5 protein-coding genes and 1 rRNA gene are annotated in these 10,575 nt (G+C 71.3%); 4 read left to right on the top strand and 2 right to left on the bottom strand.

Annotation, left to right across the window (positions count from 1 at the left end; all coding sequences use genetic code 11):
* Together rrf and ABZW30_RS40605 are read left to right on the top strand one after the other, a co-directional pair.
* Window positions 1-91 (top strand): 5S ribosomal RNA (gene rrf, locus ABZW30_RS40610); the annotation flags it as partial.
* 61 nt (window positions 92-152) lie between these two features.
* Window positions 153-998: a phosphatase PAP2 family protein gene (locus tag ABZW30_RS40605; RefSeq protein ID WP_355676330.1), complete on the top strand. Its 846-nt coding sequence runs from the start codon at window positions 153-155 to the stop codon at window positions 996-998.
* Here ABZW30_RS40605 and ABZW30_RS40600 read toward each other — a convergent pair.
* Both ABZW30_RS40600 and ABZW30_RS40595 read right to left on the bottom strand, forming a co-directional pair.
* Window positions 991-1,554, bottom strand: a complete 564-nt coding sequence (locus tag ABZW30_RS40600) for an acetate uptake transporter (protein WP_355676329.1) — start codon at window positions 1,552-1,554, stop codon at window positions 991-993. The two genes, ABZW30_RS40605 and ABZW30_RS40600, sit on opposite strands and share 8 nt — an antisense overlap.
* Window positions 1,555-1,820: 266 nt before the next feature.
* Entirely contained in the window at window positions 1,821-4,367 is a 2,547-nt protein-coding gene (locus tag ABZW30_RS40595) for a SpoIIE family protein phosphatase (protein ID WP_355676328.1), read from the bottom strand.
* Window positions 4,368-4,951: 584 nt separating this feature from the next.
* On the opposite strand from ABZW30_RS40595, the gene ABZW30_RS40590 reads away from it, so the two are divergent.
* Window positions 4,952-9,481, top strand: a complete 4,530-nt coding sequence (locus tag ABZW30_RS40590; RefSeq protein WP_355676333.1) for a HAMP domain-containing protein — start codon at window positions 4,952-4,954, stop codon at window positions 9,479-9,481.
* Window positions 9,482-9,842: 361 nt separating this feature from the next.
* The gene (locus ABZW30_RS40585) at window positions 9,843-10,478 is read left to right on the top strand and encodes a response regulator (protein ID WP_355676327.1); all 636 of its coding nucleotides are present in this window, start codon (window positions 9,843-9,845) and stop codon (window positions 10,476-10,478) included.
* Window positions 10,479-10,575 lie beyond the last annotated feature (97 nt).

Here is a 10,575-nt window from a genome sequence, read left to right as displayed (position 1 = left end):
GCCCGGTTACATTCCGAACCCGGAAGCTAAGCCTCACAGCGCCGATGGTACTGCAGGGGGGACCCTGTGGGAGAGTAGGACGCCGCCGAACAATTATTCCAAAAAGACCCCCTCCCATTCGGGAGGGGGTCTTTTTGCGTTAACCTCTGCGAATGCAGAACCTGACCCTGACCTGGCAGTCCGCCGGGGGTGCCGCCGTCGGCCTCTACGGAGGCGCGTACGTCGCTGCGCGGGTCCGGAAGCCGGGGGTCTCGGCGCTGCTGCGGGAGGCCGGCACGCTGTTGGCGCTGTTCGCGCTCTGGCAGCTGGTGGGGCACCTGTCGGTGATGAACACCGACCACGCGCTGGACCGGGCGAGCTGGATCCACCGCGCCGAGCAGGTGATCGGGTTGCCGGACGAGGCGTCCTGGCAGACGGCGATCACGCCGTACCCGGTGTTGGTGAGGCTGGCCAACTACTACTACGCGGTCATGCACTTCGCCGTGATGCTGGGCGTGCTCCTCTGGGTGTTCGTACGGCACCGGGAGCGCTACGCGTGGGTGCGCAACACGGTGGTGATCACGACTGCGGTCTGTCTGCTGGTGCAGTTCATCCCGGTGGCGCCACCGCGGATGCTGCCGCATAGCGGCTTCGTCGATGTGGCCGCCGAGTACGGGCAGTCGGTGTACGGGGGCGCGGTCGGCGGGATGGTGGTCGCCGACCAGTTGTCGGCGATGCCCTCGGTGCACGTCGCCTGGTGCGTGCTGGCGGCGGTCGCGGTGGTGCGGGTGTCGCGGAGCCCGTTCCGCTGGGTCATGGTGCTGCACCCGGTGCTGACGGTCGCGGTGGTCGTGGTGACGGCCAACCACTTCTGGGCGGACGGCATCGTCGCCGTCGCGATCCTGCTCTTCGCCTACACCGTCCTGGCGTTGGCGGCACGCCGACGGGGTCGGACCTCCGTCGAGACGGAGACCCGACCCCGCAGTGGTGCCGAGGAGCGGCCGAAGCAGGTCACTTGACCGGCAGGGCGACCTTCCCCCAGGAGCCGTTGCTCAGCGCGGAGGTGGCCCAGTACCAGGCGACGAGCCCGGAGACGGCCGCGATCCAGCCGGCCGCCTTGGCGAGGCCGCCGTACCCACCGAAGCCGGCGATGGCGGACAGCACCAGGGAGACCGTCAGCAGACCGTAGACGACGCGGCTGAACAGACCGGCGCCCCAGCTGGCCGCCGTGAGGCTGAGGGCGAGCAGGGCCCACAACAGCAGGAACAGACCGGCGGCGTTCTTGCTCGCGCCGCCGGCCACCGACCAGGTCGCCCAGAAGGCACCGAGGCTGGTGAAGGCGGTGCCGGTGAAGCCCTCGCCGCGGCGGAGCTGCCACAGGCCCGCGATGAAGAGGGTGACGCCGCCGAGCAGGTGGGCGAGGTGGGCCGCGTCCCCGACACCGGTGCCGTGCAGGACGCCGGTGGAGAGCAGACCGTAGGCGAGTAGTGTCAGGCCGAGGGCGAGGTAGCCGAGGTTACCCGCATCGGCTCCGGTGGAGCGGGCGTTCGATGCCCCGGTAGCGTCGTTGCTCACCGGAGGCTCCTTTCACTCTGGGCGCGCGCAGGGCGCAGTGACGCTTGGTGTCGTTTCGATGAGTGGGTGCGCGCGACCGCGCCGAAGGCGCACGGCGAAAGGCGTGCGCGGGCAGCGGTCAGAAGTGAGGTCAGAAGTGATGGGCCAGCGGAGAGCCGCTGGTCACGTCCCCGCCGGAGGATTCCCCGGTGAGATCGGTGTACCCGGCCGTACTTGCTTGTACCCTTGTGAAGATAACAATTTGTGACCGCGTCAGCTGTGGATGCTCACGACTGGCGCTGGTTGGGTACCCGCAGGGTCAGGATCGCCATGTCGTCGGACGGTGGCTCCGGGGCGAAGCGTTCGACCGCGCGTTGCACCCGCATCGCGACCGCACCGGCGGTCAGGCCGGTGCAGCCGGTGAGCACCTCGGCCAGGCCGTCGTCGCCGAGCATCCGCCGGCCCTCGCGGCGTTCGGTGACGCCGTCGGTGACGCAGAGCAGGACCTCGCCGGGGGCGAGCACCAGGTGTTCGGCGGTGAGGTCGAGGTCGTCCATGACGCCGAGCAGCGGCTGCGGGGTGGCGGCACGGTCGACCCGGCCGTCGGTGCGCAGTCGCAGCGGCAGCGGGTGGCCGGCGCAGACCAGGGAGAGTTCGGTGCTGCCGTCCGGGCGGGGCGTCAGTTCGCCGTAGAGCAGCGTGAGGAAGCGGCTGCGCGAACCCTCGTCCAGGATGGCCGCGTTGAGCCGGCGCAGCACCTGCGGGGCGTCCAGGCCCTCGCGGGCGAGCAGACGCAGCGAATGCCGGGCCAGGCCGGTGACCGAGGCGGCCTCGGGGCCTGTGCCGCAGACGTCGCCGATGGCGAAGCCGTAGGTGCCCTCGCGGATCGTGAACAGGTCGTAGAAGTCGCCGCCGACCTCGTTGCCCTCGCCGGCGGCCTGGTAGTAGACGTCCACCTCGACGCCGGGGATCTCGGGCAGGTCCGGCGGCAGCAGGCTGCGCTGCAGGGCCTGGCTGGTCGCGGTGCGCTCGGAGTAGAGGCGGGAGTTGTCCAGGGCGAGGGCGGCCCGGCGGGAGAGGTCCTCGGCGAGTTCGAGGATCTCCTGGCGGAACCGGACGCCGGCCGGGACGCCGAGCGCGAGCAGGCCGATGACCCGGTTGCGCGCGGTCAGCGGCAGCACCACGGTTTCGCCGAGCAGGCCGGCCAGTTCGGGGCTGTCGGTCAGGCCCCGGGTTTCGGCGGTCTCGGCGGGCGCGGTCCAGAAGCGGACGCCGTGGGTGGGGCCGGCCTCGGGGGCGGGGGTCTTGTCGAGCAGCTCGCGCAGCGGGTCGATCCGGTCCTCGTCCTCGTGCAGGACGAAGGCGAGGCCGGCCGAGGAGCCGTGGTCGCCGTTGGTGTAGACGGCGCACCAGGAGGAGAGGGTGGGGACGGCCATCTGGGCCATCAGGGCGAGGGTCTGCTCGTGCTCGAGGGTGCCGGCCAGCAGGTCGGAGGCCTCGACGAGGAAGGAGAGCGAGCCGCGGCGCAGCCGTTCGAGCTCGGTCAGCCGGGTGCTCTCGACGGCCAGGGCGACCCGGTCGGCGGCGAACTGCAGCCGCAGCGCGTCCTCGTTGTCGTAGCGGCCGGGCACGGCGGTGGCGATGCCGAGCGAGCCGATTAGCCGGCCTTCGACCTTGAGCGGGACGGTGACCAGGGAGCGCATGCCGCTGCCGGTGAGCAGCGGCAGGCCGGTGGAGCGGGTGGCGAGGTCCTCGTGGACGGAGGGCAGCCGGGCGGAGTCGTAGCGGTTGCCGGTCCCGACCGGGAAGCGGGCGTGCCGGCGGTGTCCGGTGTTGAGGCCGGTGACGGCACGGACCTCGAACTCGGTCTCGTCGTCGGTGGTGAGCAGCAGGTACGCGGCGTCGGCGTCGAGCAGGTCGCGGGCGCGTTCGACGGTGCGCTGCAGCAGGGTGTCGAGGTCGTCGGTGGCGGTCGGGCCGGCCAGCAGGTCGAGCCGGGGACCGGCCGGGTCGGGGCGTTCGCCGGGCAGGGCGCGGGCGGGGGAGCGCAGCACGGCGCGGTCGGGTTCGAGGACGAGCAGACAGAGGGTGGAGGGGACGCCCTCGGTGTCGCGCACGCGCACCTGGACGCCGTACACCTCGACCTCCTCGCCGTCGGCGCGGCGGATGCCGTAGCCGCCCTCCCAGCGGGCCAGCCGCAGGGTGTCGGTGAGGCCGAGGCCGCGGCCGGGGGACTGCGGCCAGGCCGCCAGGTCGGCCCAGGGGCGGCCGAGGACGGCGGCGGTGGGGTACTGGAAGAGGGCCTCGGCGTCCGGGTTCCAGGCCAGGACCCGGCCGTCCTCGTCGAGCTGGACGACGGCGACGTGCACCGGTCCGGGGCTGCTGGGCAGATCGCTGCCGGGGGTGGCGGGGACGGCGTAGCGGGTGCCGACCACGTGCGCGGGCAGGGCGAGCCGGAACCAGACGGTCTTCTGCCCGGCCGCGTACTCGACGCCCCAGCGTTCGGCGAGGGCGGAGCACATCAGCAGGCCGCGGCCGCCCTCGCCGTCCGGGTCGGCGTAGCGGTGTCCGTCGCTGAGGAACGGCAGGCCGCGCTCGGGGTGGTGGTCGGTGACCTCGATCCGGACGGTCTCCTCCTCGCGCAGGCAGCAGACCTCGGCGGCGGTGCCGGCGTGCACGACGGCGTTGGTGACCAGTTCGCTGACCAGGACGACGGCGTCGTCGACGACCTCGGGCAGGCCCCAGCCGAGCAGCGCGTCCCGGACGAAGCCCCGGGCGGCGGCCGCGGACCGGCCGTCGGGGTCGAAGGTGGCGGCTGCGCGCGCGGTGACCACGTTGCCACTTCTCCTCTGCTGCTCTTGCCCTGGCTGTCCGGGGTGCGGCGCCGACTCCCGGTGCGCGCCGTCGGGGTGAGCGGCGGCGCTGGGTCGGGTCGTGGCCCGGTGCAGCGCTCCACCCTACTTTCCGCTTGGTTCCCCGTGGGGGCGGGGCCGTGAAACAGGCACCTGAGGGTGATTCTGCCCACCTGTTTCGGACGGTGCGGTACCAACCGAGCGCAACCAGCCGTATACCCGGCGACAGTACTGCCAGACTGGGGGGTCCGCGACGGCCGGTGGGAGCAGTACGGTCGTGTGGGTGCCGGTGTGCCGTGTGAGCCCGCCGGTACGCAGCCCAGCCGGGCCGGTGCCCGGATGCGTGCCGTAAGGCACGGCGGTCACCGGACAGTTCACGATGTGGGAGGGGCCCGTTGAGTTCGGCCACCAAGGACGCAACCAAGGACGCAACCGGTACGACGCCGCCCGCTCCGCGCGGCGGGTACTCCGGCACGGCGCCGCGGAACGCGGCCGGCCGGCGGGCGGGCCACAACCGCGGTGCGGAGCCGGCCGACCTGCGCAAGCTGCTGGCCGCGCTGACCGCGATGCGGGACGGCAACTTCCGTCGCCGGCTGACGGTTCCGGGCGACGGGCCGCTGGCGGAGATCGCCGCGGTGTTCAACGAGGTCGCCGAGCGCAACCAGCACCTGACCGGTGAACTGGCGCGGGTGCGGCGGGCGGTGGGTCGTGAGGGCCGACTGAACGAGCGGTTGGAGACCGGCGCGGGCGAGGGCGCCTGGATGGCGGCCGTCGACAACTGCAACGCGCTGATCGACGACTTGGCCCGTCCGATGGCCGAGGTGGGCCGGGTGCTGACCTCGATCGCCGAGGGCGACCTGGACCAGAAGATGGAGCTGCGCTCGCTGCACAGCAACGGGGTCAGCCATCCGCTGCGCGGCGAGTACCTGAAGATCGGGCGGACTGTCAACGGACTGGTGGACCAGCTCTCCGAGTTCACCGACGAGGTGACCCGGGTGGCCCGCGAGGTGGGCACCGAGGGCAAGCTCGGCGGTCAGGCCAAGGTCCGTAGCGTGTCAGGCAGTTGGAAGGACCTGGCGGACTCGGTCAACACCATGGCGGGCCGGCTGACCGCGCAGGTGCGCAACATCGCCCAGGTGACCACGGCGGTGGCCAAGGGCGATCTGTCCCGCAAGGTCACGGTGGACGTGGCCGGCGAGATGCTGGAGCTGAAGAACACCGTCAACACGATGGTGGACCAGCTGAACGGCTTCGCCGCCCAGGTCACCACGGTGGCCCGGGACGTCGGCACCGAGGGCCGGCTCGGTGGGCAGGCCCAGGTGCCGGGTGTGGCCGGGGTCTGGCGCGAGCTGACCGACTCGGTGAACTTCATGGCCGACAACCTGACCGGCCAGGTGCGCAACATCGCCCAGGTGACCACGGCGGTGGCGCGCGGGGACCTCTCGCAGAAGATCGAGGTGGACGCGCGCGGCGAGATGCTGGAGCTGAAGAACACCATCAACACGATGGTCGACCAACTCTCCGGCTTCGCCGAACAGGTGACCCGGGTGGCCCGCCAGGTGGGCACCGAAGGGCGGCTCGGCGGTCAGGCGCAGGTGCCCTGGGCGGCCGGGGTGTGGCGGGATCTGACCGACAACGTCAACTTCATGGCGAACAACCTCACCGATCAAGTGCGCAACATCGCCCAGGTGACGACCGCGGTCGCCAAGGGCGACCTGTCGCAGAAGATCCAGGTGGACGCGCGCGGGGAGATCCTGGAGCTGAAGAACACCATCAACACGATGGTCGACCAGCTCTCCTCCTTCGCGGACGAGGTGACCCGGGTGGCCCGGGACGTCGGCACCGAGGGCATCCTCGGCGGTCAGGCGAGCGTGCCCGGGGTGTCCGGGACCTGGAAGGACCTGACCAACAGCGTCAACCTGATGGCCAACAATCTGACCAGTCAGGTCCGCAGCATCGCCGAGGTGACCACGGCGGTGGCGCGCGGCGACGTCTCGAAGAAGATCACCGTCGACGCCCGGGGCGAGATCCTGGAGCTGGTGACCACCGTCAACACCATGGTCGACCAGCTGTCCGCCTTCGCCGACGAGGTGACCCGGGTCGCCCGCGAGGTGGGCACCGAGGGCATTCTGGGCGGTCAGGCGCGGGTGCGCGGGGTGTCGGGCATCTGGAAGGACCTGACCGACAACGTCAACTTCATGGCGTCGAACCTGACCGGACAGGTGCGCAACATCGCCGAGGTCGCCTCGGCGGTGGCCCGCGGCGACCTCTCCAAGAAGATCACCATCGACGCGCAGGGCGAGATCGCGACGCTCGCCGGCACCCTGAACACCATGGTCGACCAGCTGTCCGCCTTCGCGGTGGAGGTCACCAGGGTGGCCCGCGAGGTGGGCACCGACGGCACCCTGGGCGGCCAGGCGAGCGTGCCGGGCGTGGCCGGCATCTGGAAGGACCTGACCGACAACGTCAACCTGATGGCCAACAATCTCACCGGCCAGGTGCGCAACATCGCGCTGGTGATCACGGCGGTCGCCCGCGGCGACCTCTCGCAGAAGATCGACGTCGACGCGCGTGGCGAGATCCTCCAGCTGAAGACCAGCATCAACACCATGGTCGACCAGCTCTCCGCGTTCGCCGACGAGGTCACCCGGGTCGCCCGCGAGGTGGGCACCGACGGACGGCTCGGCGGCCAGGCCCGGGTGCCCGGCGTGGACGGCACCTGGCAGGACCTCACCGAGTCGGTGAACGAGCTGGCCAACAACCTGACCCGGCAGGTGCGCGCGATCGCCCAGGTCGCGACCGCGGTGACCAGGGGCGACCTGAGCCTGCGGATCGACGTGGACGCCGCGGGGGAGCTCGACGAGCTCAAGGACAACATCAACCAGATGATCGCCAACCTGCGCGAGACCACCCGCACCAACCAGGAGCAGGACTGGCTCAAGACCAACCTGGCCCGGATCTCCGGCCTGCTCCAGGGCCGCCGGGACCTGGAGGCGGTCGCCTCACTGATCATGACCGAGCTGACCCCGGTGGTCTCCGCCCAGCACGGCGCCTTCTTCCTGGCCCAGCCGGCCGGCCGCACCGCCGAGCTGATCACCGAGGACGACGACGAGAACGACACCGTGATGCGGCTGATCGGCAGCTACGGTTACCAGCGGCGGGCGATGCCGACCACCTTCCGGCCCGGCGAGTCGCTGATCGGCCAGGCGGCGGTCGAGAAGCGGGCGATCATCGTCAAGGAGGCGCCGCCCGGCTACCTCAAGATCGCCTCCGGCCTCGGCGAGGCCTCCCCGGCCCACATCGTGGTGCTGCCGGTGCTGTTCGAGGGCCGGCTGCTCGGCGTGATCGAGCTGGCCACCTTCAGCTCCTTCACCACCGTCGCGTTGGACTTCCTCAACCAGATCGCCGACCTGATCGGCGTCACCGTCAACACCATCAGCGTCAACACCAAGACCGAGGGCCTGCTGCTGGAGTCCCAGCGGCTCACCGCCGAACTCTCGATGCGATCCGCCGAGTTGGAGGCGCGCCAGGAGGAACTGGAGCGCACCAACGAGGAGTTGCAGGAGAAGGCCGAGCAACTCGCCCAGCAGAATCGCGACATCGAGATCAAGAACAGCGAGATCGAGGAGGCCCGGCAGGTGCTGGAGGAGCGCGCCGAACAGCTCGCCCTGGCCTCCCGCTACAAGAGCGAGTTCCTCGCCAACATGTCGCACGAGCTGCGCACCCCGCTCAACTCGCTGCTGATCCTGGCCAAGCTGCTCTCCGACAACAACGAGGGCAACCTGTCGCCCAAGCAGGTCGAGTTCGCCGACACCATCCACGGCGCCGGCTCCGACCTGCTCCAGCTGATCAACGACATCCTCGACCTGTCCAAGGTCGAGGCCGGCAAGATGGACGTCCGCCCGGCCCGGATCGCCCTGGTCCAGTTGGTCGACTACGTCGAGGCCACCTTCCAGCCGGTCGCCCTGGACAAGAACCTGGCCTTCGCGGTGCGGGTCTCGCCGGCCCTGCCGGTCACCCTGCACACCGACGAGCAGCGGCTCCAGCAGGTGCTGCGCAACCTGATCTCCAACGCGGTCAAGTTCACCGACGCCGGCGGCGTCGACTTCTCGATCAGCCCGGCCGGCCAGGACGTCCCGCAGCACGTGCGCGAGCGGCTGCTGGAGTCCGGCTCGATCCAGGGCCCGGACGACGAGCTGATCGCCTTCTCGGTCTCCGACACCGGCATCGGCATCCCCGGCAACAAGCTGCGGGAGATCTTCGAGGCGTTCAAGCAGGCCGACGGCACCACCAGCCGCAAGTACGGCGGCACCGGCCTCGGCCTGTCGATCAGCCGGGAGATCGCCCGGCTGCTCAGCGGCGAGATCCACGCCCAGAGCGAGCTGGGCCGGGGCTCGACCTTCACCCTCTACCTGCCGCTGCGCTCCGAGGCCCCGGACACCGCCCCGGACGGCCGCCCGGCCGAGCGTCCGGGCGTCCCGGCCACGGCCGCGCCGCGTGCCTCGGTCGGGGTGACCCCGGTGGGCCTGCCGGTGCCGGTCGGCGAGAACCCGGCCGACCACTGGGCCCAGGAGGTCCGGGAGATGGCCGAGGAGCGCCGCCGCGGGGCGGTGGAGCGTCGGCGCAGCGCCGCGCTGGAGAGCGCCGCCGCGCCCCGGCCGGTCGAGCCCGCGCAGCAGCTCCGGCCGGCCCGCGGTGACACCCGCTTCGACGGCCAGCAGGTGCTGATCGTGGACGACGACGTGCGCAACGTGTTCGCGCTGACCAGCGTGCTGGAGCAGCACGGCCTGACCGTCCTGTACGCCGAGAACGGCCGCGAGGGCATCGAGATGCTGGAGCAGCACGAGAACGTGGCGCTGGTCCTGATGGACATCATGATGCCGGAGATGGACGGCTACGCGACCACCGAGGCGATCCGCCGGATGCCCCAGTTCGCCGGGCTGCCGATCATCGCGCTGACCGCCAAGGCGATGAAGGGCGACCGGGAGAAGTCGCTGGAGGCGGGTGCCACCGACCACATCACCAAGCCGGTGGAGACCGACCACCTGCTGTCGGTGATGCACGAGTGGTTGAACGGGGAGCGCGTGCGCGAGTGAGCGAAGCGAACGGGCCGGCAAGAGGTGCGCGTGGGCGGATGCCCCGGTCGAGCGAGGCGGGCGCGTGTGCGGTGAGGCGTGAACTCCGGGCCCTGCCCCGGGGTTCACGCCTGCCGGTCGGTCGGTTTGCTGGCGGTCGGGCCCGGGAACCCGGTAGGGTCACCGATCGTTGCGAACAGTGACCGGACGGCGACACACTGCTGAGCGTGCGCCGGAGCACTGGCTGCGCGCCGTTCCGGATCGGGTCACGACGGAGCGATGTGCCGGGCGAGGGGGTGCGGCTAGCATGACCGGGGTAGCGGTGGGCAGTGCGCGAGTGCCTTCACCGGGCGGCAGGCAGGCGACAGGAGGGCGGGCCCCCATGCAGAAGGCGAAGATCCTCCTGGTCGACGACCGACCGGAGAACCTGCTGGCGCTGGAGGCGATCCTCTCCGCCCTGGACCAGACGCTGGTGCGCGCCGCCTCCGGCGAGGAGGCGCTCAAGGCGCTGCTGACCGACGACTTCGCGGTGATCCTGCTGGACGTCCAGATGCCCGGGATGGACGGCTTCGAGACCGCCGCCCACATCAAGCGCCGCGAGCGCACCCGGGACATCCCGATCATCTTCCTCACCGCGCTCAACCACGGGCCGCACCACACCTTCCGCGGCTACGCGGCCGGCGCGGTGGACTACATCTCCAAGCCCTTCGACCCGTGGGTGCTGCGCGCCAAGGTCTCGGTCTTCGTCGACCTGTACGTCAAGAACTGCCAGCTGAAGGAGCAGGCCGCGCTGCTGCGGCTGCAGCTGGAGGCGGGCGGCGGCGAGCCGACCCTCGGCGGGGCGCTACTGGGCGAGCTGTCCGCTCGGCTGGCGGCGGTCGAGGAGCAGGCGGAGGCGCTGGGCAAGCAGCTGGACGGGGTCGAGGACGCCGGGGTGGCCGCCACCGCGGGGCACCTGGAGCGCAAGCTCGCGGGCCTGCGCCGGGCCCTGGACGCGATGCGCCCGGGCAGCTCGTAGGCCTTCCGCCGGACCCGCGCGGACCGCTCGCCGTACGCCCGCGAACATTCGCCGTGCGTTCGCCCGTCCGGGTGGTTCGACGGGGCGCCCGGGTGAA

The organism is Kitasatospora sp. NPDC004669 (genome assembly GCF_040609455.1).
Lineage (GTDB): Bacteria > Actinomycetota > Actinomycetes > Streptomycetales > Streptomycetaceae > Kitasatospora.
This window is presented reverse-complemented; position numbering and strand designations above follow the sequence as displayed.

Excerpts from the sequence above, each read along its gene's own strand:
- ABZW30_RS40605 (WP_355676330.1), top strand. The coding sequence starts at position 153 with ATGCAGAACCTGACCCTGACCTGGCAGTCCGCCGGGGGTGCCGCCGTC.
- ABZW30_RS40590 (WP_355676333.1), top strand. The coding sequence starts at position 4,952 with ATGCGGGACGGCAACTTCCGTCGCCGGCTGACGGTTCCGGGCGACGGG.
- ABZW30_RS40585 (WP_355676327.1), top strand. The coding sequence starts at position 9,843 with ATGCAGAAGGCGAAGATCCTCCTGGTCGACGACCGACCGGAGAACCTG.